The sequence below is a fragment of the Gardnerella sp. Marseille-Q9691 genome (genome assembly GCF_046507715.1).
GTDB classification, from domain to species: Bacteria; Actinomycetota; Actinomycetes; order Actinomycetales; family Bifidobacteriaceae; genus Bifidobacterium; species Bifidobacterium greenwoodii.
Genome location: NZ_JBKFXI010000001.1, coordinates 527,464 through 553,619 on the forward strand (window position 1 = coordinate 527,464; position 26,156 = coordinate 553,619).

16 protein-coding genes are annotated in these 26,156 nt (G+C 44.6%); 1 reads left to right on the plus strand and 15 read right to left on the minus strand.

Going from position 1 to position 26,156, the window contains the following annotated elements:
* The 4 genes from carA to ACLD6A_RS02165 all read right to left on the minus strand — a co-directional run bounded on the left by carA (window position 1) and on the right by ACLD6A_RS02165 (window position 3,562).
* Window positions 1–1,212, minus strand: a complete 1,212-nt coding sequence (carA, locus tag ACLD6A_RS02150) for a glutamine-hydrolyzing carbamoyl-phosphate synthase small subunit (RefSeq protein WP_102694672.1) — start codon at window positions 1,210–1,212, stop codon at window positions 1–3.
* An 87-nt stretch (window positions 1,213–1,299) separates the two neighbouring features.
* On the minus strand, window positions 1,300–1,776 hold the full coding sequence (gene nusB / locus ACLD6A_RS02155; protein ID WP_410313446.1) for a transcription antitermination factor NusB: 477 nt from the start codon (window positions 1,774–1,776) through the stop codon (window positions 1,300–1,302).
* 144 nt (window positions 1,777–1,920) lie between these two features.
* Complete coding sequence (gene efp, locus ACLD6A_RS02160; protein WP_116794106.1) at window positions 1,921–2,484, minus strand: elongation factor P; 564 nt, start codon at window positions 2,482–2,484, stop codon at window positions 1,921–1,923.
* Window positions 2,485–2,611: 127 nt separating this feature from the next.
* Window positions 2,612–3,562, minus strand: coding sequence for a hypothetical protein (locus ACLD6A_RS02165; protein ID WP_410313447.1), 951 nt, complete (start codon window positions 3,560–3,562; stop codon window positions 2,612–2,614).
* A 197-nt stretch (window positions 3,563–3,759) separates the two neighbouring features.
* On the opposite strand from ACLD6A_RS02165, the gene ACLD6A_RS02170 reads away from it, so the two are divergent.
* Window positions 3,760–6,342, plus strand: coding sequence for a BspA family leucine-rich repeat surface protein (locus ACLD6A_RS02170; protein ID WP_410313448.1), 2,583 nt, complete (start codon window positions 3,760–3,762; stop codon window positions 6,340–6,342).
* Between the two features lie 89 nt (window positions 6,343–6,431).
* Here ACLD6A_RS02170 and pyrE read toward each other — a convergent pair whose 3' ends face one another.
* From pyrE to metF, 11 genes are all read right to left on the minus strand, one after another.
* Complete coding sequence (gene pyrE, locus ACLD6A_RS02175; RefSeq protein ID WP_410313449.1) at window positions 6,432–7,124, minus strand: orotate phosphoribosyltransferase; 693 nt, start codon at window positions 7,122–7,124, stop codon at window positions 6,432–6,434.
* Between the two features lie 72 nt (window positions 7,125–7,196).
* Window positions 7,197–8,228 (minus strand): dihydroorotate dehydrogenase, encoded by a 1,032-nt coding sequence (locus ACLD6A_RS02180; RefSeq protein ID WP_410313450.1) that lies wholly within the window; start codon window positions 8,226–8,228, stop codon window positions 7,197–7,199.
* Window positions 8,229–8,232: 4 nt separating this feature from the next.
* Window positions 8,233–9,129: a dihydroorotate dehydrogenase electron transfer subunit gene (locus ACLD6A_RS02185; protein WP_410313451.1), complete on the minus strand. Its 897-nt coding sequence runs from the start codon at window positions 9,127–9,129 to the stop codon at window positions 8,233–8,235.
* 115 nt (window positions 9,130–9,244) lie between these two features.
* Window positions 9,245–10,288: an orotidine-5'-phosphate decarboxylase gene (gene pyrF, locus ACLD6A_RS02190; protein ID WP_410313452.1), complete on the minus strand. Its 1,044-nt coding sequence runs from the start codon at window positions 10,286–10,288 to the stop codon at window positions 9,245–9,247.
* Window positions 10,289–10,322: 34 nt separating this feature from the next.
* Window positions 10,323–11,735, minus strand: a complete 1,413-nt coding sequence (locus tag ACLD6A_RS02195) for a dihydroorotase (RefSeq protein WP_410313453.1) — start codon at window positions 11,733–11,735, stop codon at window positions 10,323–10,325.
* 72 nt (window positions 11,736–11,807) lie between these two features.
* Complete coding sequence (pyrB, locus tag ACLD6A_RS02200; protein ID WP_410313454.1) at window positions 11,808–13,076, minus strand: aspartate carbamoyltransferase; 1,269 nt, start codon at window positions 13,074–13,076, stop codon at window positions 11,808–11,810.
* A gap of 138 nt (window positions 13,077–13,214) precedes the next feature.
* Window positions 13,215–13,547, minus strand: a complete 333-nt coding sequence (locus ACLD6A_RS02205) for a type II toxin-antitoxin system RelE/ParE family toxin (protein ID WP_410313455.1) — start codon at window positions 13,545–13,547, stop codon at window positions 13,215–13,217.
* Window positions 13,547–13,780, minus strand: coding sequence for a hypothetical protein (locus tag ACLD6A_RS02210; RefSeq protein WP_410313456.1), 234 nt, complete (start codon window positions 13,778–13,780; stop codon window positions 13,547–13,549). Before ACLD6A_RS02210 ends, ACLD6A_RS02205 begins: the two co-directional genes overlap by 1 nt.
* Before the next feature lie 95 nt (window positions 13,781–13,875).
* Window positions 13,876–17,076, minus strand: a complete 3,201-nt coding sequence (locus ACLD6A_RS02215; protein ID WP_410313457.1) for a bifunctional [glutamine synthetase] adenylyltransferase/[glutamine synthetase]-adenylyl-L-tyrosine phosphorylase — start codon at window positions 17,074–17,076, stop codon at window positions 13,876–13,878.
* A gap of 211 nt (window positions 17,077–17,287) precedes the next feature.
* Window positions 17,288–24,679: a peptidase gene (locus tag ACLD6A_RS02220; protein ID WP_410313458.1), complete on the minus strand. Its 7,392-nt coding sequence runs from the start codon at window positions 24,677–24,679 to the stop codon at window positions 17,288–17,290.
* A 621-nt stretch (window positions 24,680–25,300) separates the two neighbouring features.
* Window positions 25,301–26,155, minus strand: coding sequence for a methylenetetrahydrofolate reductase [NAD(P)H] (gene metF, locus ACLD6A_RS02225; RefSeq protein WP_410313459.1), 855 nt, complete (start codon window positions 26,153–26,155; stop codon window positions 25,301–25,303).
* Between the last annotated feature and the right edge of the window lies 1 nt (window position 26,156).

Genomic DNA, 26,156 nt, shown 5'->3' on the forward strand with positions numbered 1-26,156 from the left:
TTACTTGCTTTTTCGAGCGTTTTCGCGCATCAATTGCACAAAGCGGTCAAACAGGTAGGAAGCGTCGTGCGGGCCTGCTGCAGCTTCCGGATGATATTGCACCGAGAACGCTGGAATATCAAGGCATTGTAAGCCTTCTACAACGTTGTCGTTCAAGTCAATATGCGACACCATTACGCGACCAAAGTGGCCGTTTTCGTAAGGAGATTTAACAGGGCCGTCAAGAGGAGCGTCCACCGCAAAGCCGTGATTGTGAGCAGTAACTTCCACTTTTCCGGTTGTAACGTCTTTCACAGGCTGATTAATACCGCGGTGACCAAACTTCAGCTTGTAAGTGCCAAAGCCGAGAGCGCGACCAAGCAGCTGGTTTCCAAAGCAGATACCAAAGAACGGATAGCCTGCGTCCAAAACTTTGCGCAAAAGCTCAACTTCGCGATTTGCTTGGCCAGGGTCTCCAGGACCATTCGAGAAGAATACGCCGTCTGCATTAAGCGCTTGCAGCGATTCAAAGCTGATTGAGGAGCTTACAACGTGCACGCGGCAGCCGCGCTCAGCCAAACGGTGAGGAGTCATGGATTTAATACCAAAGTCGACTGCTACAACCGTGTAAAGCGGATCTTTTCCTTCAAAATCACCGCAAGGCTCAATCGTGTAAGTTTCTTTAGTGCTTACTTCGTCCGTTAAACGCAAGCCCTGCATTTGAGGAGTCTGCTTAATTTCGTCAACGAAAGAAGCAACGGTACGAAAAGCCCCGGTTGACGAATCAACCAGGGCCCTATTAGAAAAAATGCCGGCACGCATAACGCCTACCGAGCGTAAATGACGTACCAGCTTTCGAGTATCAATACCACTAATGCCAACGATACCTTGCTTTTGTAAATCGTCTTCCAAAGAACCTTCAGCTCGCCAATTGCTAACTACTGGGCTAGGCTCCTTAACCACGTAACCTGCAACCCAAATGCGATTAGATTCAGGATCTTCGTGGTTCATTCCCGTATTACCTATGTGTGGGAATGTTTGAACTACGATTTGTTGATCATAACTTGGATCAGTTAACGTTTCTTGATAACCAGTCATGCCCGTGGAGAACACAATCTCGGCGCGCGTAGAACCTTGCGCACCAAAAGGCTTACCAACGTAAACCTGACCATCCTCCAACACCAATACTGCATCATCACTGCCGAATCCGGCGAAGGTGTCGTTATAATCCACCTTAACCCCCTTATGGCTTTAGGATATTCGTGGCAAGTTTACTCAGGTTGGCGGACGGACGACGCGCCGGCGATAAGTTATTGCTTCTTACTCAGCAGCAGGTTCAGTAGTGCCAGCCGCATCTACAGAGTCTTGCGCTTCGCCGTTAAACTTTGCCAAGCAAGCGTCTTTATCTGCCATAATCGCGCTTAGAAGTCCGTGAATAAACGCAATAGCTTCGTCGTCACTATACATTTTCGCGAGCGCAATCGCCTCGTCAATTGCAACCTTGTCTGGAATTTCCTCGTTAAGAAGCATTTCCCACACCGCAATGCGCAAAATATTGCGATCGATAACAGCCATTCTTCCAACTTTCCAGCCGGTTGAATAACGGTTAAGCGTCTTGTCGATTCTGTTGCGTCGCTCTCCTACGCCTCGAACAATCTCAACAGCGTACTCTGGTAGCGGAGTTTGAGCGCCAGGCTCTTTAACGCGCTCCTCTAGCAAAGAAAGAATAGGCTGATTCTTTTCATCCGCCTCATAAAGCGTATTCAAAGCCCTCTTACGAGCGGTGGAACGTGCCATAATAGCGCCCTTCTGTTTAAAGTATTAAAAAATTACGCGACCCAGTAACGAATAATCGCCACCGGGTCACACTATAAAAATTATTTAGAAATAAATATCTAATTTAATTAGATAACTAATTATTTTAATTAGATAATTAATTCTTTAGTTTTCACGACCAAGATAAGAGCCGTCACGAGTGTCAACCTTCACCTTTTCGCCTTCACCTACGAAGAGTGGAACCTGGATTTCAGCGCCGGTTTCCACGGTTGCAGGCTTAGTGCCAGCGTTAGAACGGTTGCCCTGCAAGCCTGGCTCAGTGTGAGTAATGGTCAAAATTACGGAAGCTGGAAGCTCAACGCTCAAAGGAGTGCCGTCATGGAAGCTTACGATGCAGTCGGTGCCTTCAAGCAAATACTTGCTCTGATCGCCAACCAAAACCTTAGGAATATAAACCTGGTCGTAAGTGGTCATATCCATGAATACGAAGTTGTCGCCATCTTCGTAGGAATACTGCAACGTGCGGTTATCAACGGTCTCGAACTCCATCTTCATGCCGGCGTTAAAAGTCTTGTCGACAATCTTGCCCGAGAGCACGTTCTTAATGGTGGTGCGCACAAAAGCAGGACCCTTGCCTGGCTTCACATGCTGGAACTTAACAACGGTCCAAAGCTGGCCGTCAAGGTTCAAAACCGATCCATTCTTAATATCATTGGTAGTCTGTGCCACGAGTTACCCGTTTCTTTCGCTAATAAAGCTGCAATTTTAGCAGCTTAAGAAATAAACCTTGCTTATTATGCCACAAAGCGTCAACTAATTAAAATAACAACTAAAATAACAACCGCATTTAACGCAATTATTCGTTACTCTGATCGTTTTGTTCCGAAGACTCTGAGTTTTGACTACGACCCATTGGAATATAGCCACCTTGATCATCCTTAGGATGTGGAGCATCAAAAGGATACCCATTGCCATCTCTACTTAAAAATCTATCGCTCACTTTTTTAATTCTATCTTCGTACTGGCTTATAACAGCTTTTATTTTTTGATAAGCTTGCTTTAACTCTTGATAATTATTGCTGCTTTTAGCAAGAGCATTGCCAGCATCATTAATAGCATTTTCTAGACTTTTAGAAGCAGCAGCTAAAATAGGCAAATTTTTCGCTTTTTCTACAAGTTCTCTAGCTTTTTTAACAAGATTTAATAATTGATCACCAAAAGCAGTTCTGCTAGTTTTTAGTAAATTCTTTGCATGCGTTTTAACAGAATTAGCATCTTTACGCAAAGCATCCAATTTGTCTGAAAGCTTATTTTCAACTGTTGTAGAATCGTAAGAATCCGCGCCAAGTGGGCATACTGGAATATCATCATTTAAGTCATCATTAGCGTAGCTTAGAGAAGATTCAAAATCATCTGCAGCGTCTTTAGTGGCATCAAAATCTTCATCAAAATCAGCAGCTTTTATATTAGAAGCATCTTTAACATCTTGACTTGATACAATTTTTTTAAGCTCTTCTTTAGCATCGATTACTTTTTTGCGCAATTGAATGCAAATTTTAGAAGGCTCGCTTGCTTTTAGATTAGGCTTAGAGTTATTAGCAAATAATACAAACCATAATCCAGCAACAACTCCGATTGATATAAGAGATACACAAACAATAACAGCAATAACCTTTTTATCGCTTAACAAGGAGTTGTTTGAATCATCATTAGAAGATCCAAAAATATTTTCTTGCTCATACTGAGCAGGATTGTTAAAAGAATCCAAATCGCTAGTATCTTGATATCGATTATCATTGCCTTCCATGTTATAGAGATTATTACAATCTTTTGATATTTTTCAATCACATATAAAAGCATCATTACAAAACATTAATTTATAATTATTTTTACAAAAAAAGAACATAAACTAACATAACTTCCTTTTTTGTTTACATGCGTCTATATAATGAACACGTTCGAACAAAAACGAACATACACATGATTTAACCCAGAAGGAAAACCATGAAGAAACATATATTCGCATCTTGCGCATGCGCAGCAATGATTTGCTCATTAATACCAGTTCATCAAGCTATTGCTAGTGAAGAATTAAACACAGGATCAACGCAGCAAAAGGAATCTGTTGCGACTAATCCAGAAAATAAAGAAAACAAAGAAAACACACTAAACACTTGGCATGAAGCAAAATATCAGGGATTCTTTGACCCAACTCCTACTGGGCTAAAGTGGAAGTTTGACGAATCCACTAATACTCTTGAAATATCAAAAATTAACGGAACAGATTTTGCATCTAACTCAATTGAAAAGATTATTTCGTCTAATAAAAATAATCCAGATGGCGTAAATCTTGATACATCTAAAGTCAAAGTCATAAATATTGTTCAATCAGGCGATCAAACTGAAAATGCTGGAAAAATCCAACTCGGCAACTGTGCTAGCAATCTGTTTTCAAACTTTGCAAATCTAGAAACAATAAACAATTTGGATTTATTTGACACTTCTAATGTAGAAGATATGTCTGGAATGTTTTCTTCAACACCTAAGTTAAAAAACATTAATGGAACTAAAGACTGGGATACAAGCCGCGTAACAGATATGAGCAGCCTGTTTGAAGATAGCGGAATAAACAGCATAAATCCAATATCTAATTGGGACGTTAGCAATGTTGAAAACATGCAACTAATGTTTAGAAACACAAAAAATTTGCACACAGTTCACGGATTAGACGAAAAGTGGAACACTAACAACGTTACCGACATGACTAGTATGTTCGAAGGTAGCGCAATCGAATCTGCAGACGGCATTAGAAACTTTAAAACGCGCAATGTTCATCATATGAACAACATGTTCTACCAAGCACATAACCTTTCAAACGTTAAGGGAATTACTTGGGACAATACCTACTGCGATGAAGCAACTGGAATGTTTGAAGAAAGTGGATTAACAACTACCGAAGGCCTAGAAGTGTTTACAAACAACAATCTTTCTTCAATGGGAAGAATGTTTATGAACGCCAACAAGCTAGAAGACATTAAAGCGCTTGAAAACTGGGATATTAGCAATACTAACGACATTGGCAGAATGTTTACTGGAACAACTGCGCTTAAAGAAGCTAATCTTGGAAAATGGAAAACTTCTTATGTTGGAAATATTGTTGGTCTTTTTGAAAACAGTGGCGTTAAAAAGATAACTGGCTTAGAAAATTGGGATACAAAAAACATTTGGAATATGGGAAAAGCATTTTCAAATACTCCTAATTTAACGCAAATACCAGGAATCGAAAAATGGAACACTTCTAGCGCAACAGATATGAACGATATGTTTGCAAACTCTTCTGTAACTTCGCTAGATATTTCTAAGTGGGATTTAACGCAAGCTCTTAATATTCAAACTGGTTCATTAAACCAAGGCGTTAAGAACATGTTTGGCGGCAGCAAAATCGATGATATTACTATTCCATCTGGAGTTGACCTTAAGCAAACAAATCTTTCGGCACTTACTGACATTTGGAAAGAAGCAAGCGCACAAGGTGGAAATCTTCGTATTAAAAAAGGTGGATTCTCAAATAGTGCAGAAGAATTAATAAAAAATAACGCAAAATCAAGCGATAATAAGGCTCCTAGAAGATTCTTACGTGGATACTTTATGGCCGCAATAAAGCACGGTGATGCTAGTATTAGTTGCTTGGTTAATACAAATGGAAAGAATAATTTTGTTGATGCAATTGTTAATTGCCAAGATGCAGACAACAAAATAGTTGACTTCCATAATCTAGATACAAACGCAGCAAATACAAGGTTAGCTGCACTGCTCGGATTAAAAGATGAAGTAGTTAAAGATTGGAATAATGGCGACTCTGCTTTTAGCACAGATTTAAAAGATCTTGATTTAACTAAAGATTTTAATTTGACTGTTAAAACAACTGTTAAAACTCAAAGCACTCAAACGGAAAATTCAAACGTTGTTGAGCCTAGTGCAGATGAATCTTTAGACTCTGATTTGGATTCTAATTCGGATTCTGACTCTAATTCGGATTCTAATTCAGATTCTGATTCTGATTACAGTTTGCTCAAGTTATATAGACTATTAGCTGCGTTCAATCAAAATGACTATAATGATAGCCGTTATTATCAAGCTAGTGCTGCTGCAAAAGCATATTCTGCAGAACCATCTAAAATTGCAGAAGCTAAGACTGCAGAAACTAAGACTGCAGAAACTAAGACTGCAGAAACTAAGACTGCAGAATCAGCTCAATCGCAACAAGAAAATCAAGATACTTCTTACAAAGCAGAAATCACCAATAAAACTGCAACAAATAAGAAGCATACCGAGCCAAGCAGCAACTCGAGCAGCAATAAGGCTGATTCCAAAGATTTGCAAAGCAATGATTCTAAAGAAAACAATTCTAAAGATGATGATTCAAGTAAAAGCGTAAATAAAAAGAAGGGCGCACTAAAAAATAATAACTCTATCGCAAAATCAGCCTCTTCAAACAAGAATACGAATGTATTAGCGATTGCTATATTAGTTGTATTTGGTTCTACAATTGCTGGAATTGTGACCTTTATTTTAAAGAAAAACTAAAACATTTGCAATAATCTTCCGCAAAATGTTGTTCTACACGACACGTTTTACAACATTTTGCGGAAAACTCTAAGATTTTTAGATATTTATTAAGCGCCATATTGAAGAAGATATTTAGCAGCGCGCGAAGCTAATTCCTCACTCATTACAGGCTTTCCGTCCTCGCCTTTAATACGCTCGGCTGCTGCGAAAATTTCGCGCACGTTTGCAATTGGCAAAACTGGGAATCCAAATTCTTGCTCTACTGCTTTTACTGCGGAAAGCTCGCTGTCTTTTGTGCGCTCCATTCTGTCTACTGCCAAAATCAAGCCAACAACTTCCACATTTGCTTCCGCTTTAAGCTTTGGCAAAGTTTCGCGAACTGCAGTTCCAGCTGTCATAACGTCGTCAACAAGCAGCACTTTCATACCATCTTTGAGTGGTTTTCCAACCATTATTCCGCCGTCGCCATGATCTTTGCGCTCTTTGCGGTCGAAAGTAAATCCGACTGGCATATTGTGATTATTCGTCAAAGCCATTGCTGTAGAAACTGCAAGCGGAATGCCCTTATAAGCAGGGCCAAAAACAGTATCAATATCGTGCGGAAGTTTGCCGTCTTCAATCGCTGCAACAACACGCTGAGCGTAGTATGCGCCCAAGCTAGCGATTTTCATGCCGTCGTCAAAAGCGCCCGCGTTAATAAAATAAGGCGATTTGCGACCAGATTTCAGCGTAAAGTCACCGAATTTAAGCGCGCCTGAATCGAGCAAAAACTTAGTAAAACGCTCGTCTAATTCTGCCATAATTAGCTCTCTTTCTTAAAATATTTTTAAATACTTTCTAAATACTTTCTAAATACGCTTACTTTCTTAATTTCAGCGCCAAGTTTTGCCTTCAGCAAGCAAAGACGCAAGCTTTGGGCGAGAATCAAGCAAATCATCAAGCTCGCGAGCAATGCGAATCGGAGCAGTAGGGTCCACCAAAGCGGCAGCACCAACTTCTACAGCATTCGCTCCAGCATACAAGTATTCCAAAGCTTTTTCGCCAGAATCAATGCCACCAATGCCAATAATTGGAATATCTGGCATAGCTTGGCGAACTCGCCACACGAATCCAAGTCCAATAGGGAAAATAGCCGGGCCAGAAACGCCGCCCGTGCGGTTTGCAATAATCGGCTCGCCTGTTCGAATATCAATTCGCAAACCAACCAGCGTATTGATCATGCTTAAAGCGTCAGCACCAGCGTCAACCGCAGCTTTGCAAATCGAGACAATATCCGTCACATTTGGCGTCATTTTTACAATCATTGGCTTATCTGTCATTGCGCGAAGACGCGTAATTAAACGATGCAATGCCACCGGATCCGTACCAACGCTCATTCCGCCGTGAGTCACGTTCGGGCAACTAACGTTAATTTCAAGCATGTCGGCCGCAGAATCAGCGAGCTTTTCAACAACTTGCGCATAATCGTCGTCACTGTGACCAGCAACATTAGTAATAACAAGCGCTCCCATAGACTTTAATTTTGGCAGCTCGTCTACTAGATAGTGGTCAACTCCCGGATTTTGCAAGCCGACTGCGTTTACCATTCCAGAAGGAGATTCTGCAGTGCGCGGAGAAGGATTTCCTTCCCAAGGAACTGGAGAAACACCTTTAGTGCAGACTGCGCCAAGTTGACTCACGTCGTAAAAGCGCCTGCATGCCGCAAGCTGGAAAGTTCCGGAAGCGGTTCCAACCATGTTCTTCCACTTAACGCCCGCAACTTGAGTTGGATGCTTCCACACGTGACTAGTGTCAAAACCTAAAGTTTCAGCGGAATTTGTTGCGGAATTTGTTGCGTTATTTGCGTTATTTACAGAATTATTTTCGGCATTTACGCTACTTACAGCATTATTTACAGAACTCATGATTTTACTCCCAACCCAAACGATTCGCATCAAAAACAGGACCGTCGTTGCAAACTTTCAGCCTGCCTTCCAAAGTGTCAACCACGCAAGCAACGCAAGTTCCATAACCGCATCCCATACGCGCCTCAAGACTCAGCTGGCATTGCACATCTCGCTCATGCGCCCAGTGAGCCACAGCTTTCATCATTGGCAATGGTCCGCAAGACAAAATAACAGTTGGCAAATCGTCGTCGAAATCAAAATGCTTAACTTTTTCAAGCTCGTCAAGAAGCGTAATAACAGTTCCTTCAGCATTCGTAATACTGTGCACGTCTGAAATATATTCCTTCATTAAGTCGTCTGCAAAACGCTTACTACGGTAGCCAAGAACTGCCGTTACGCTAGAATCCTTGCGCGCACCCAAAGCCTGAGCCGCAAACATTAAAGGCGGCACACCCAATCCGCCACTAACTAGCACGTAATGCGCAGGATAATCAATATTAAAGCCCAATCCCAAAGGACCTAATGCATCAACTTTATCTCCAGAGCGAAGATGCGAAAAAACTTCAGTACCCTTACCAACAACCGCAAAAATAAGCGTAAAAGTATCTCCCTCAACGCTTGCAACTCCAAAAGGACGCGGAAGCATAGCAGTTGGGTCAGGGGAATACAAGTTCACAAACTGCGCAGGAGTAGCTTTTTTCGCAATCTCCGCATCTCGCAAAGTCAAACGGTACACGCCTTCGTCAAGCTGCTCGTTATTAAGCACTTCTACAGACCTGCGCCCCCAAAGACGCGAATATTTTGCGCTTTTACTTTCATCCTCACAAGTTGAGCCGGAAGAGTCAAAAGCGTCTTCACGTAACGTAACTATGGCGTTTCCATAGGCTTTTCGCGTTGGAATAAACATGCCATCACTCATGTGGTTTCCCCTACCCTTGTATGTGTTTTGTACCGTTGCGTCTTGGTTATTTTTCTATTTTTTATTTTTTAAGTTTTAATTATATTTTTAGTTATATTTATTTTAGTTATACATTCTAACGGTATACTGCATTACGCAAGTCGTCTCGCATATTTTTAGCAGCAACAGCTGCAGATTCGCACACAATATCAAGAATATTATCGAGAGACATATTTCCTTGATTTTTAGCGTAATCTTCAGACTTTCGCCACGCGCCAATAATACCGCGAGAAGAATTTACAATAGCTCCATCACCATTTTGATCAAACATTCCAGCAACATCTTGAGCCGTGCCACCTTGAGCACCGTAGCCAGGAACTAGGAAGAAAGTGTGCGGCATAAGTTCACGCAAACGCTTGCCCTCCTGCGGATGCGTAGCTCCCACAACAGCGCCAACCTTGGAATAACCGTGCTTACCAATGCTTGAAGTACCCCAGTTTTCAATCAAATCCGCCATATGCTCATACACTGGCTTTCCGTCTTGCAAAATAAGCTCCTGAAGCTCTTTGCTAGAAGGATTCGAAGTGCGAAGCAGCACAAAAATGCTTTTATTATGCGAAACTGCTTCATCAATAAAAGGCTTCACGCCGTCCGAGCCCATATAAGGGTTTACTGTAAGCGAATCTTCGTGCCAAACGTCCAGATTTTTGTAGTTTTTTAGAAGATTTTTAAGAGATTGCGGCAGCGCGTTACTATTAGTTGCGTCGTCTTCAAAATATGCTGAAAGATTAGCAAAACCGCTTAAATGAGCCGCGTACTGGCCTGCAGTAGATCCAATATCTCCGCGTTTAGCGTCTCCTATTACAACTAATCCTTGCGATTTTGCGTATTCGCAAGTCATTGCGTACGTGTCCATTCCGGCAGAACCTAGTGCTTCATACATTGCGATTTGCGGCTTTACAGCCGGAACAAAATCCGCAATCGCGTCAATAATCGCACGATTAAACTCAAAATAAGCCGTAGCTAAAAGCGTTGGCAGCGCTTCTTCGCCTTCTACTTCTTGTAAAACTTCGTCTGCAAGAGCGCTAATAACTTCTTTAGGCACAATACCCGGTTTAGGGTCCAAGCCCACGACGCTAGGATTTTGCTTGGCTGCAATCGCCTCAATAAGTTCGTCCATAATTTACTACCATTCCAAATTTATATTTAATCAATCACAGTCTTGAGAAAGCAATTTCCGAACCAATAATCGTCGCAACCGGCCTGCCTGTAAGCTGCCAGCCGTCAAAAGGAGTGTTTCGAGCTTTTGAATGGAAGGAATTTGCGTCAACCACCCACTTTTCTCGCATATTAATCAGCACTAAATCAACGTTTTCAGGATGCTCAGTAACATTTAAGCGCAACGTACGCTTGTTTGCGCAGCGCGAAGAAACGTTAAGCAAAGCCGCAATATCCGTAGGTCTTCTGCTCATCAATTGCATTGGATTTACTGCCATTAATTCGATTAAATGCTTGTCATCCGTGTATCCTGCATCAACCAAAACTTTGCGGCACACGCCGTACGCGCACTCAAGCCCAATAATTCCGTTAGGAGTTTTTGCAAAATCGCCAGATTTTTCTTCCGCAGTGTGAGGCGCGTGATCTGTTGCAATCATGTCAATTGTGCCGTCTGCAATAGCGGCAAGCGTCGCCTGACGATCCGCTTTAGAACGAAGCGGCGGATTCATTTTTGCCATCGAACCGTACTTCAGCACGTCCTCGTCACACAAAGCCAAGTAGTGAGGAGCCGTTTCGCAAGTAATTGGCAAGCCCGCTTTTTTCGCTTTACGAATCGCTTCAAAAGCTGCCGCCGTGCTCACATGCTGAAAATGCACGTGCACCCCAGTTTCTTTAGCAGCGTCAATATCTCGCTGAACGATTGCAAGCTCAGTTGAAGCTGGGATTCCGCCAACGCCAAGCATTTTTGCAACCGGCCCATCGTTTACTGCTCCCGTAGTATGATGCTCGCAATGCTCAACAAAAGGCAAACCAGTTTTCTTCGCCATAGCTAAAACATCTCGCAAAATCGGCTCAGGAACTGCAGCACCGTCGTCGCTTATGGCGGTAATTGGATGCTTTTTCATAGGAGAAGTTTTTTCGGCGTCCGCAATTCCTGCAACATACTTTTTCCAAAGCTCAATATTGCTTGGTTTTAAGCCCTCGCGCCCCAATGATGCACATACGCTTAAATCGTAGCGAACCGGCAATTTTACGCCGTAAATGCAGCCGTAACGCTGCAAATAGTCAACTACGTTTTCTACATCAAATGGAGCATCTTCCCAAGGTTCGCCGTCAAGAGCAGGAATCGTATTCGGCATAATCAAAACTTGCGTATAGCCGCCTGCCGCCGCAGAATCTGCACCGGTCATCATGGTTTCTTTTTCAGTTTGACCCGGATCCCTAAAATGCACGTGCGGATCGGCAAAACCAGGAGCAACAACCAAGTCGCTTGCATCAATATCGCCAGAAATACGCGCATTGCCTTCTATAAGCGCATCCTGACGAACGCCATCAACAATAAGATCAATTCGCTCGCCAGTATCCCACACGGAGATATTGCGCAAAGTTAAGGTGCCAGCTTCGTTCATATCACTCCCGTTTTGCGTAAATTTATTGCGTAAATTTATTGCGTAAGTTTTGCGTAAGTTTTGCTTAAAATTTTACTTACTTTCTGCCTCTTCGTCACAATACATGCAACGATACTCGTGTCTTACGGAATCAGCCTTGTAGAACTTGCGTTTAAGAGTTAGTTCACTGTTTGTTATGCAGCGCGGATTCGGGCAAGTAAGATTTTCAGGCGCATTCACGTCTGTTACATGCACGCGAGGATCCGCCAAGGAAATTCCGTGCGCGTCAACCGATTGCAGCTCGTCTTCTGGAACGTTCACAAAATCAGTTGGCTCGTAGCCGCAAAGCTCGTCGCCAAGAACAGAACTTTCCAAAGCCATGCGCATAAGCATACCGTTTTTAACCTGCTCAAAGTATGCTGCGCGCGGATCGTCGTCAACATCAACAGCAATCTCATTAATTCGCGGAAGCGGATGCAGCACAGGCATATGCGACTTTGCTTTCTGCAACTTTTCTTCCGTCAAAATATACGTGTCGCGAAGTCGCAAATATTGCTCACGATCCGTAAAACGCTCTTCTTGCACGCGAGTCATGTAAAGCACATCCAAGTTGCCAATAACTTCCATCAAGTCGCGAGTTTCTTCGTAAGTGCAAGAAGGAGTGTCGTTAATGCGGTCGATTACGTACTGCGGAGTTTTAAGCTCATCCGGGCTAATCAGCACAAAATGAACGTTTCCAAAGCGGCACAAAGTTTCAATAAGCGAGTGAACTGTGCGACCATACGTTAAGTCGCCGCACAAGCCGACAGTGAGATTATTAAGTCTACCGAATCGCGCAAGAATAGTAGCCAAGTCTGCAAGAGTTTGCGTAGGATGCATGTGACCGCCGTCGCCAGCGTTAATAATAGGCGTGCTCACAGCTTGCGTTGCAACAAAAGCAGCACCCTCCTTTGGGTGACGCATTGCAACAACATCAACATAATTCGACACGACTTTCAAAGTATCGTTTACAGTTTCACCCTTGCTTGCGCTAGAAAGTTGCGCGCCTGCAAAACCGATTACTTTTCCGCCCAGACGCAGCATTGCTGTTTCGAAGCTTAAGCGAGTGCGCGTGCTCGGCTCATAAAAAAGAGTGGCCAACACTCTGCCATCGCAAGTGTGAGCCACTTCTTTACGGTGCGAATCAATGTATCGCGCTTTGTCTAAAAGCATTCGTATTTGCGCAGTTGAAATATCATCTAATGTAACAACACTTTTGCCTGTTAGAGAATTTGCAATTGTGCTGCGAGAAAAAGTCTGATGCAAAGAATTAGAAGAACTAGATGAATTAGAAGAACTAGAAGCGTTCATTGCGTTCGTCATAAATATCGCTTACCTTTCGTCAGTTGGCAAGACGGCCGCAATCACACGCGACCTACATGATTTTACTGATTAGCGTTGACGAATCTATATGCGGAGTGGCGAAGAACTATAACTTATTATGAAACATTTAATAAGTATTTAATCCAATAAATCTATTTGTTCCAATACAGTTTGTTGATTACGTTTACCATAAGTAACCTTCAAAATATAAACTGTATTTTCTTCTAAAACAACTCTGTAATAAACAAGAAAATTCTTTACAACTATACGACGCACGCCAAGTGAATTCCAGGGTTCATACTTGACTGCAGGTGCGAACTGAGGAAAAAGAGACAGTCTTTCAATACTAGATTTAATAAGATGAATAATTCTTACGGAAGTTTTCTTAGAGATATTAGATGCAATATAGTCTCTTATATTTTTTAAATCATTTTCTGCATCTTGAGTAACAAGAATATTAAAAGAACTCATTACAAGCCCTTTTCTAACTCAGCAAAAACATCCGCATATGGGCGTGCTAAACCAGAAACTGACTGCTTATAACTATGCATAAGTTTTGCAGCAAAATCAGTAGATAATAATTCGTCATTTTCTTCTAAATTTTCACCACTGACTGCTTGTTTTATAGGTGCAGAAACATCAGCATAAAAAACTGAAGAATTAGCTCTTTCTTTTACATCATTACTTATTACTGCATTTTTCATTAAAAATCACCTCCCATCCTGTAATTATAACCTAAAGCAGAGAATGCAACAATAAACGCAAATCGTACTAAGATGACGCAATTACGCAATAACGCCTAGCGAGCGTAGAAAAGACGAGACATGATTTCGCGGCACTGACGCATAGTTGCTAGAAGATCGTTTTCAAAAACGCGACCCTGGTTAGGCTCGTAGCCAAGATAAGTTGCGATTCCGCCCAAAGAATACGAGTCAGTTGGAATCACATCCGCGCGAGACATTGAACCAGACCACAAAAAGTTCGCATTGCGAACAGCGGAACACATATGCCAGCAGCGCTCCAAAATTTGAGCATCCTCATCCTCAATCAAATGCTCAGATTGCAACGCTTTCAAAGCTTGCATCGTACCAACCACTCGCAAAGACTCGTAAGTGCCAGCGTATTGCAATTGCAAAAGCTGAACAGTCCACTCAACATCACTTAAACCGCCGCGGCCAAGCTTCAAATGCCTATCTCGACTCACTCCCCTAGGCAAACGCTCTGCTTCCATACGCGCTTTAAGCTTACGAATTTCAGCAAGTTGCGATTCACTAAGAGGATTTGCAGCATAACGCAAATCGTTCACAACGCCATCAAGTAGCGTATCCGCCAACTCTTTAGAACCTGCAGCAAAACGCGCTCGAAGCAAAGCTTGATGCTCCCAAGTACTAGCCCATTGACGATAATACTTTTCACAAGACTCCAGCGAGCGCACAAGAGGGCCGTCTTTCCCTTCCGGACGCAGATCCAAATCAACCATAATTTTTGGCTCAAGAGTAAGAGACCCTTGCAAAATATTGCGCAAAATATCTACAGTTGTTTGAGCAAAACGGTGAGCTGCATCCAAATCGCAATCTTCACCAACCGGCTTATAAACTACCATAATGTCCGCGTCCGAGCAGAAGTTTACTTCCCTACCGCCGTAGCGGCCGAGCGCAATAATCGCAATTTCGGCTTGAGGGTTACTAAAATTCATTCGCAAAACAGCCTCGCGCATAGACCAGCACAAAGCCGCGTCTAAAACAGCGTCAAAAACGTCACTCATAGCGCGCATAGAAGTATCGTCGTCAATAAGACCACACATCCAAGCTAAAGCAACTCGCTCAATTTCCTGCCGGCGAAGCGCGCGCAAAGACTGCGCAAAATCCGCAATATTACTAGCATAACGAGCAACCATTGCGCTAGTTTGCATATCGAGACTTGCTCTATCTCGCGCAGATAGCGCCTCATCGTCACCAAGCCAAGTAATAGACTGCATCGACTGCATCATAGCGTCGCCCAAGTAGCGCGAATCAGCCAAAACGTGACAAAGACGCTGAGCCGCGGAAGGAGAATCACGCAAAAAACCAAGATACGTATTCTTACCGCCAAAACGCTCCGCAAGACGCCGCCACGCAAGCAAACCCATATCCGGATTCTGGCCGTCACCAAGCCACTTCAACACAGCTGGAAGAAGAATCCTGTGAATTTTAGCAGCCCTAGAAAGCCCCTCCGTAAGCGCTTCGACATGCAACTGCGCGGCGGCAGCATCCGCAAAACCAATAGAAGCAAAACGCGCGCGAGCAGCCTCCGGCGAAAGCACAATAGGATCCGCATCCGTTTGAGCATTAATTGGAAGCATAGGACGGTAGTAAATATCCTTATGCAAATTGCGAATCTCGCGACGAGCTTTATCAAAACGCTCAACCAACTCTTCCGGGCGCAGCCGCACAGCACGCGCAAGACGACGAATCTGATCATTATTATTAAGCTGCTCAGTAGAAATTGTGCGCGCACGATCCAAACCGCCGTTTCCCTGCGCACCCAAATCAGGGAACAAATGCGTGCGATGCATGTTCCACATTTGCTGACGATGCTCAAGAACACGCTCAAAACGGTAGTGTTCCGCCAAAAGCGCCGCCTGAGACCTAGAAACATAGCCGCCTTGAGCCAACGCCTGCAAAGCAGAAATAGTATCCCTTACTCGAAGCGACTCATCCTCACTTCCATGCACAAGCTGCAGCATTTGCACAGTAAACTCAACGTCACGCAAACCACCGCGGCCAAGCTTCATGTCTAAATCGCGCTGCGAAGCCGGAATAAGCGACTCCACTCGCTGACGCATATGCTGACAGTCCGCCACAAAATGCTCACGGCCAGAAGCCTTCCAAATAAGCGGCTCAACCATAGCACGATAAGCTTTTCCAAGATCCGCATCCCCCGCAGCAGGACGCGACTTCAAAAGCGCCTGAAACTCCCAGCTACTCGCCCACTTCTCATAGTATTCGCGGTGAGATTCAAGGCTTCGAACAAGAGGCCCATCCTTACCTTCCGGGCGAAGCGCAGTATCAATCTGCCAAAGAGGCGGCTCCAAAGAACCAACAACCGTTGACTGACACACTTTTTGCAAAACCATTGCAATAGACGCACCAACGCGCAAAGCAGCATCCTGATTCTGCTTATTTCCAGAATCCGCAGGCTCAACAACATAAATCAAATCAATATCGGAAACATAGTTAATTTCTTGCGCACCAAGCTTACCCATAGCAATAATCGCAAACCTGCAAGCGGAAGAACCAGTAACCTGACCGCGAGCAACCGCTAAAGCAGCCTCCAAAACAGCATCCGCCGCATCGGAAAGCTTACGGCTAATATCCGGCTGCACTTCAACAGGGTCAGCGCTCGCTAAATCAGCCGCCATAATTGCAGCAACATGCTCACGGTAGCGCGCACGAAGAGCAGAAACAGCTTGAGCAAAGCCAAGAGAAGTCAAGTAAATCGTGTTAGAAGCGTTATTTTCGGAAGAAACCACCGTAGCCTTGTAAGCTTGAATTGCGCAAAGCAAATCAGCACAACGCTCATCACGCGTCATAGAAAAAAGATGATCCGGGTCACTTGCCGCAGCCATAATAAGATTCGGATGCGTGCGCATAAACATTCCCATAGCGCTAGAAGCACCAAGCACTTGCATAAGCGAAGCAAGCGGACAATTCATAGACGATATTGTAGACATTGAAGCAATATCAGCAATGGTTTGCGGCTGCGCCTGAATAATATTTTGAAGCGCAACTAAAGAAGCATCCGGGTCTGCAGGGCGGCTCACGTATTCAAGAAATTGCTGCGGACTAACAGCATGGTTCATGCAATTTTCGCAAATATTTACAATAGCTTCGCGCGCAAAATCCGGGCGAGCAAAGCCGGCTCTAATAAGACTTCTGGAAGTGAGTGCGCAAGAGGTTGTGCTGCTTTCGTTGCAGTTGGTTTCAGCAGTTGCAATATCTGTTTTATTAGCGCTTTCCATACCGCAACTTTACACTGTGGTGATGTACAAGGCTGAGAAACTACCTGCTTTCGCGCTCATACCGTTGCGCGAGTAACCTACCTCACGTTTGGAGGGTTTGAAGATAAGTTTCGCTCCAAACGCGAGAAACATAACTCACATTTGGAGCGTTCGAAGATAAATTTCGCTCCAAACGCGGGGAAATTACCTCACGTTTGGAGCGCGCTATAAGTTACTCTTTAGAGTGCTTGCGACGGCGAGAAGCCACGCCTGCAGCACCAAGACCAGCGAAGATTACAGCAAATCCTGCAAACAAGCCAGTTGCAGCACCAGTCTTAGCAATCTTATGACCAGATGCGCCACTCAAACTATTAAGCAACGCAGCCTTAGCCGCCTGAAGCTTCCTCAAAGCCGCATCAACCTGAGCCTGCGTAGCATTAGGATCGTTAAGCACGCTCTTAGCCTCAGCCAAAGCCTGCCTGTAAGCCACAGCCTCAGCAGTATTAGCATTAGCGTCCACAGCATTGTTAACTTCGATTTGCAAAGCAGACTTATCTACCAAAGCACCATAAGACTCATGGCCGTTTACAAAACCGTGGCCATTCCAATCTCCAGTGCCATTGCCAGAGCCGCCGAAGTGACTCAAGAAGTCAAGAATACGCTTCTTAGCATCTTCAAGCTTCTTCAAAGCCGCATCAACCTGAGCCTGAGTTGCGTTAGGATCGTTAAGCACGCGACGAGCCTCAGCCAAAGCATCCTCATACGCTTCAATATCAGCCTTATTGCCAATAATGAAGTACGGCGACTTACGGAAGTCAGCGTCGCCGTCAGCCTCGGACTGAAGCTTAGACTTATCCGTGCTATTTCCAGCCTTAAGCTTAGCCTTAGCATCCTGAAGACGCTTCAAAGCCGCATCAACCTCAGACTGAGTTGCGTTAGGATCTGCAAGCACAGAATTAGCTTCGTCGAGCGCGTTCTTGTACTCGTCAAGAGCCTGCTTAGACTCGTCATCACCCTTAGCTTGAGCATTCTGATACTCAGGAGACTTAGTGAAGTCATCACCAGCCTCTTGGCGCAAATCATACTTGACCGTGCTGTAGTCGTCTTCAATCTTCTTCTTAGCGTCTTGCAAGGCCTTTAGAACTTCGTCGAGTTTGGCTTGCGTTGGGACGTCAGTTGCACCATCCTTTGGCTTTCCAGTTGCGCGATCGAACTTCTCAAGCAGAGCCTTGGCCTCGGCAAGAGCCTTCTTGTAGGCCGCCATATCGGTATTATCCTTGCCGTCCTCACCCTTCACAGCATCGGCGTTCTTGTACGCTGGAGAATCCTCGAACAAGCCATCGCGCTTGTCGTCGTCACCGTCCTTAGACAAGTCAACTTCTTTTTGAAGATCAACAGGGCTGGTCTTGTAGTTAGCAAGAATCTTGTCTTTGATTTCCTTAAGAGCCTTCTGAGCCTCGTCAACTTCTTGCTGAGTTGGGAGCTGATCCTTTGGAACGTCAACTTCTTGACCATCAGCATTCTTGACCTTGCCATCGTTCTTGTCGATGAGTTCCTTAGCCTTAGCCAAAGCCTGCTCATACGCTACAAGGTCATCAGGCTTCTTGCCATCTACAGTCTTTGCCTTGAGGTTGGCAAACTCGGTTGATTTTTCAAACTCTGGAGTGCGCGCGCTGCCATCCTCGTTTTTATCATCAACTTCATTTTGGAGCTTTTCAACTTTGGTCTTGAAGTTGTCGTCGATGTCCTTCTTGGCCTTCTTCAAGGCATCAAGAGCATCATCAACCTGCTTCTGAGTTGGACGATTTTCTGGCTTTGCGTTTGGATCAGGATTCTTGACCTTTTCAATAAGGTCATTCGCTTCCTTCAGCTTATCGGCGTAGGCCTTGAGCTTTGCAGTAGCGGAGTTAGGATCCGTTGTTGTAGATTCCTCAGTCTTCGCCTTTTCAAGCGCGTTCTTGTACGCGACCGACGCCTCAAACGGAGGAGTTACATCCTGGCCCTGGGCGTCCTTATCGCCTACTTCGTTCTCAAGCTTGTCGGCCTTAGTATTGTACTTTGCTTCCACTGCCTTGCGAGCGTCACTGAGCTTCTTAAGCGCCGCGTCAACTTGAGCTTGCGTTGGTAGGTCTTTGTCGTCTACTCCCGCACTCGGCTTGCCGTCTTTACCAAAGTTGTTGAGCATGGTCGTAACTTCAGTAAGAGCAGCCTTGTATGCCTTAAGCTCATTATTGTCAGTGTCGTCATCGGCTTTCTTCGCATCAGCATTTTTGTACTCTGGGCTCTTGGTAAAGTTACCGTCAACTGCACCAAGCGCTGCTTCGTCTTGAAGAGCTGTTGCATCGGTCTTGTAGCCATCAGCAATAATCTTCTTGGCATCCAAAAGCGCACGGTATGCTTCGTCAACATCCTTTTGCAACGGACGCTCGCTGGCTTTATTAGACTCTTGCTTTTTAGCAAGCTCGCGCGCTTTCTTAAGAGCTTCCTTATATCTTGTTATATCAGGATTCTCTTCACCTTTTTCGCCCTTCTTAGCTAACGCGTTCTTGTATGCGGTGGTATCTTCAACGGTGCCAGGGGTTGGAGTGGTTGCATCAGCAGCTGAAGACTTAGCTATCTCCACGTCCAAATCAGTAGTCTTTGTGCCGAAACCTGGCTTATCTAGAGCAGAGTCGTCACCAACCAGCGTCTTGCGAGCATCATCGAGCTTTGCTAACGCAGCATCAATCTCGGCTTGCATTGGCTTTGCATCTTGCGGCGTATTAGCGTCGTTATGCTTTTCAAGCAAGGCCTGGGCCTCAGCGAGCGCCTTGTCGTAGGCGGTCTTAGCTTCTCTTGCTTGCTTGTTCTTCTCTTCGTCAGGCTTACCGCTTTCATCCACAAAGTGAGGGTCGGAGGCGTTGCGGTATGCGTCGGAATCCTTAGTACCTTCAACAGCAGGATTTGTACCCTCTGCGTCTTTACCATGTTCGCCAACGCTCTTTTCGAGCTTGGCGACGTCGGTGTTGTAGGCGTCAAGTGCCTTGCGTGCTTTGTCAAGCTTATCCTTAGCGTCGTTGATGTCCTTCTGCGTAGCGTTTGGATCTTTCAGCAAGTCCTTTGCTTCATTAAGAGCTTTACCATAATCACTGGCAGCTTTCTTAGCAGCATTGTTCTTGTCGGTATTGTCAGAACCATCATCGTTTTTGTAGCTTGGCTGAGAGGCGTTCTTAAAGGCAGGGCTTGGATGCGTATCCGAATCCTTGTTAATCGACTTAATCAGCTCATCGGTCTTAGTCGCAAACTTATCCAGCGCCTTCGCCGCATCATTCATTTCCTGAAGGATTTTGGTAACATCCCTATCCAACGGCTCACCGTTCTTGTGTGCCTGGATATTGTCCAGATATTTGCTGTCGTTAAGGTCGCCACCCTTAGCAGGAATATTTGTATCAGGAATATCCTGACCGTTTTTTTGATCCTTAGGAAGATGGTTCGTGAGCGCCTTGTGCAGCTTTTCTGCTGCCTTGTCATACGCATCCTTAGCTTTCTTAGCAGCTTCTACCTCGTCTTTTTCGGCTTCACTTGGGTTTTGTTTTTCAGCAAGCGCCTTCAAATTCTGGTACGCAGGGCTGAGCTTTATAGCAATGTCATTAAATGCAGCCGCCGAAAGTTTAGACATATCGGTTGCGTACGTGTCGATAATCCGACGGGCTTTGAGAAGCTGGTCTTTAACCTTGTCAACCTCGTCTTGCGTTACGGTACTCGGCTGCTGCTTGGTCTTTTCCATCAATTCTTTTGCAGCGTGGTACGCGTCGTTATACGCCTTAAAGTCCTTAGCAGCTTGAGAATTTGCGCCATCCTTTTGAGCCTTATCAAACGCGTTGAAGTATGCAGGCATAAGATAACCGCTGAAGTTGTCGGCAAGCGCTTCGCCAAGGCTCTTATTGTCGGTGGCATACGTATCGGCATGAAGTGCTGTTTCAGCATCTTCGAGCGCCTTTTTAGCGTCCGCAACGTCTTTCTTGGTAGCGTTGTTATCCGCAAGAACTTGCTTAGCCTTTGCTAGTGCCTGATCGTAATTGTTAATTGCAATCAATGCACCTCTATCATTAGCATCAGCCATGGCCTTTGCGTTCTTGTAGAACACGCTTTGCTTCTCAGGTTTGGTTGAATCAGGATTATCGAAGCTCTTTTTCACAGCAGCGTCAAGAGGAGACTTGTCGGTTGCGTTAGCGTCAAGAGCCGCTTTAGCTTTCTTAAGATCCTCAATAGCCTTGTTTACTTCCTTCTGCGAAGCGTTTGAATCCTTGGAGACCTTGTCTGCCTGTGCTACAGCGTCGTCGTATGCTTTTTGCTGCTCAGTAGTAGAGTTTTGGTAGGTTGGGTCGGCTTTTGCCAGCGTTTGAGTGCCTTGAGCATCCCTACCCGTGTTTACCTTGCCGTCCTTAGCTATCGCGGCGCTTAACTCATCCTTGTTAGTGGTAAATTCGTTAAGCTTTTCGCGTGCAGCGTCGAGCTTTGCCTTGGCTTCGTCAACAGCCTTTTGCGTAGCGTTTTCGTCATCCTTTAACGCCTTAGCGTCTTCGAGAGCCTTGTCGTAGGCTTTCTTGGCTTCCCTAGCAGCATTGTTCCTTTCAGTATCATCAGAACCGTCGGCCTTCTTGAAGTCAGGGTCGCTCACGTTCTTAAACTGATTCGTTGCTTGCGTACCAGATGCAGGATTAGCGCCTTCAGGTGCCTTACCATCGGCTTCAATCGATGTTTTAAGCCCGTCCTTGTTGGTATCAGGGCCATCAAGTTCGGCGCGTGCCTTATTAAGCGTAATCGTAGCGTTATCGATGCGCGCCTTAAGCGCTTCAGACAGCTTGGAATCTTCTGTATTACCAGCAGCCTCAAGAGCAGCATTAGCTTCCTTCAACGCCTCGTCATACGCATCTTTCTTATCCTTAGACGCGTTGTAATAGGCTGGCTGCGTTGAAACTTCCTTGCCTTCAACAGTTTCGGTCTTGTGCTCGCCGATCGACTTAGAAAGGTCCTTAGTCTTATGCTTCGTTTGAGGCATAAACACTATATTGATGCCCTTAGGGTTGTTGCGCAGATTATACTTGCCTTCGCCGTAAATGTTGTTGTAGTGGTACTGCGAATATGGCTCAATAAACAAGCGGCCGAGCATATACTTGTCTTTTTTACCAGCAATCTGCACTTTTTGGCTCTCGGCATCAAACGTAAAGTCACTTACGCTTGCCTGCTCATTACCCATTTTCTTATCGGAATTACTAACAGGTTGCGTAAAGCCGCCATAGCTACTGCCATTAAGTTTACTTAAGTTAAGCACGCCAATAGGGTTGCCTTGAGCATCGACCGCATACCCGGTGTGCGAGCGCGTAGTATTGCCTTTTTGACCTTCGTGCGCAACAGTTTTGTACTCAGTGCCAAGAAGCTCAGCACGCATCTGCGGATTGCTTTGCTTCAGGTCGTCTTTGATGGTAGCCTTCAACAGGCCTAAGACGTCTTCGGTGTTAAACGCAGTGCCGCTATCTGAATCATAACGGTAAACAAGCGTCTTGCCATCTTCCATCCAAGCAAGACCTTCATCTGTGTTACGACCATCAATCTTGTTCTTGTTAGCATCCCAGCTAAGCGTGTAATCTGTGCGCAAATTCACCAAACGCGTGAGCTTGTTATGCTTTACGTCCGAATCGAACTTTGCAATCGCTTTGTCGGTTTTAATGGTTACATGAATAGTGTTTTCACTATCACCATTAGAAATACCCTGGTTAGCGCCACCAGATGCTTGCAGGTTGCCTCTATTCCAGTCAAGCGTAATCTGCTTTTCGTAGTCAGTAGGGCTTAAACCAAGTGCAGGATTTTCTTTATTAGCGTCGTAAATAGCTTTCTTAATTGCAGTTTCTTCTGCTGCTGTGAAGCCCAAAGGATTGGAAATAATAACTGGCTTTACCTTCGAATCTGCGTCGTCGCTTGGAACAGCAAACTCGCCAGCTTTGAGATTCTTGAGGACGAGGTCTTTGAGAGCAATCTTAGGAGCGTCCTTTGAATCAACGCCGTCGAAGTTGATTACAGCTTCGCCATTTTCGTTGAATGTAACCTTGTCTTGTGGCACATGATTAAGGTGAGCAAGCTTCCTAATAATCTCTGTCTTCTGCTCTGGTTTGAGCTTATTGATATCCACATCGTCCACAATTGGCTTGTCGATACGCGTATCGTAGCGCGCAACTGTAAGAGCGAGCGGCTCGGACTTGTAGCCTAAGTCGGAAATAAGGTACGTCTTGAGGTTGTTCACTCCCGTAACATATGTTGTTGGCTGACCCTGCTGTGACGTTACCTTGTTGATTCTAGCAAGCTCAGTAGGTAGATACGCCTGATTATCTGTAATAACAATCTTTTTATCAGGGTCATCTGGCGTATTGGTAAACGTTTTGGCTGCTTCATTGCGCACACCCACGCCATTAGATGTACTTGCAGTTTTAATTTGCTCGCGAATTGATTTATTACCAGTTGCTTCGGTAGGGGCGTCAAGAGCTTCTTTAAGCCTTGTACGAATTTGTTCATCAGTAAGCGGCTGATCATACTCTAAAACAATAGAACCAGCATTTTTAGGCGGAATAAGCGTTGCTGCACGCACAATATTCGTCTTGTACAGCACTACTGTTTTACCGTTTTTATCTGTACCGTACACATAAATGCAACGGTTTGCAGAGTAGCTTTCTCCACTCTTAAGATTGCCATCTCTGTACAGCTTACTCATAGTAAGCGTGGCTGTACTATCTGGATTTACCTTAAAGTCATATATACCGGAATATGGTTTATGCTCATCTTTAGCGTTTGGATCTGAATAATACTCAAGGAATCCTCTAGACTTCTTGTTATCAACGGTATTACCATCAGATGGGAAAATAGCTACATTGGTAATTGTGCTGCCGTCATCAGGCTTTGCAAAGTTAATTGTAACGGATTTATTCTGACCGTCTTCAATATAAACGTTATTAGACTTGCCCCATGCGTACATGTTTGGGAGCGTGTCTTTTTTATCTTTAGAAAGTTCGATTGTGCTGTTAGCTTGTGGCTTCGGCTCTGATGCTGTAGAGGCATCGCGATCTTGACCAACAGTAGTATTAGTTTCCTGCTTCTGATTTTCTTCATTAGACTTCTTATCTTCAGACTTTGCTACAGGCTGCTCAGTCTGCTTATTTTCTTCAAGCTTATTAGCGTCTTCCTTCTTGACAGACTCATCTTTCTTCTCAGCCTGCTTATTGGTATCCCCAGCCTCTTTATTAGCATCAGTCTGATCCTTATCGCCAGTCTGCTCCTGCTTAGCAGTTTCCTTATCTACAGTTTCCTTAGCTTCAGCCTTACCATCATCCTTCTTGCCAGCTTCATCCTTCTTGCCAGCCCCAGCCCTCTCATCAGCAGTCACAGGAGCTTTAGTAGGCTCAGCCGCAGAAGTAGCATCCGCGGCCATCGCAGGAGTTGCTCCAAAAGCGAACGCCGCACCGGCTAATACGCCTGCGGCTCCAACCGTAAACGCCGCCACCTTACGAGCGTCAACAGCCTTTTCAATTGCGTTATTTACTGCAGCATCCAAAGTTACCTTGCGTGCGTGCTTTCTAGAATTTGACTTAGTCATTGTGTATCTCCTTGAATACCAAATTCTCTCTGAACAAGTCTTTGTGAATTTATTAGCGAAGAGCTTGATGCAGTAATCAAAACGCTGATTGAACTACGGTCAAATACATGTAAAACTTCTGCTCAGCCCTCAAAAGCGCTATCTCTTTTGTTGAGATTTATATTCAATAATACCGAATATACATATTTTTTGCAACGTATTTGTTATGATGTATAGCCTACTAGACCCCCCCCCCCCGCGAGGCTTTATTCCAACGTTTTTGGCAGGTTTTTACGGTCAAAATTAATATAGTGAATGTAAGCTAGATTACATTTCTAATGGCGATTCTAAACAAATGTTTAGTATAAAACGCGATTATTTTATACATTTATACATTTTTGCGCATTTGTATACATTGCACACTCTATGTTAATTTCAATACTCACTACCACTCAGTCATGCGGATATCAGTGAGGTAGAGATTTGAGATTTTTCGCACTGAGCGAGGGACGCTCGCGCGAGTAACGCGCTTGCTACGAAACTCGCGTTGGAAGTCCACTGGACTTCCAACTTAAGCGAGTTTCCGCTCCGAGTTGCCTTCGCACGCTACGCTTTAAGCGCTCAGGCAGGTCGTCGCGCCACCTACCCAATCTTCGTAAAAAGCGGCTTCACATTCGACCAAATCCTGCGCGCAATACCCGGATGATTCATTGTATACAAGTGAATACCATCCACGCCTTCTGCAATTAAATCGTTAATCTGCTGGGATGCAAAAATACTGCCAGCATCGCGCAAGCAATCAGCATTACTCCCCCAACGATTCATCATTGCGGAAACTTGCGAAGTAATACGAGAAGCACACAAGCTCGTCATGCGCTTAACTTGCGAAGCGTTCGCCACAGGCATAACTCCAGCCTCAATTGGCACGTTAATGCCAGCCGCACGAGCTAAATCACGGAAGCGCAAAAAATCCTCGTTATCGTAAAAAAGTTGCGAAATTAAATGCGTAACACCAGCATCAACCTTGCGCTTCAGATTATCAATATCCGCCTGCAAACTTTCCGCCTCCGGATGCTTCTCCGGGTAGCAAGCGCCCAAAATCGGCAAATCTGGGCGCTTTGAACGAATGTAGGAAACCAAGTCACTAGCGTGCTCAAAAACGCCTGCCGCTTCCTGGCCTGCAATCACGTCTCCACGCAAAGCCAAGACTCCGGAAACGCCAGCATTATCAAACATTTCCAAAGCTTCATCAACAGCATCATAATCAAGGTAGCGAGCTGTTAAATGCGCAACCGCGTCAATACCGTATTCGGAGCGAATAGTATTCGCAATACGCGCAGTAGCAGTACGATCCTGCAGCTTTCCAGTGCCGTAAGTAACCGAAATAAAATCCGGGTCAAGACCCTTCAAGCCATACAAAGTATCGTAAATCGTACCGATAGGAGATGTGCGCTTAGGTGGAAAAACTTCCAGCGAAAACTTCGGTTTATAAGCCACA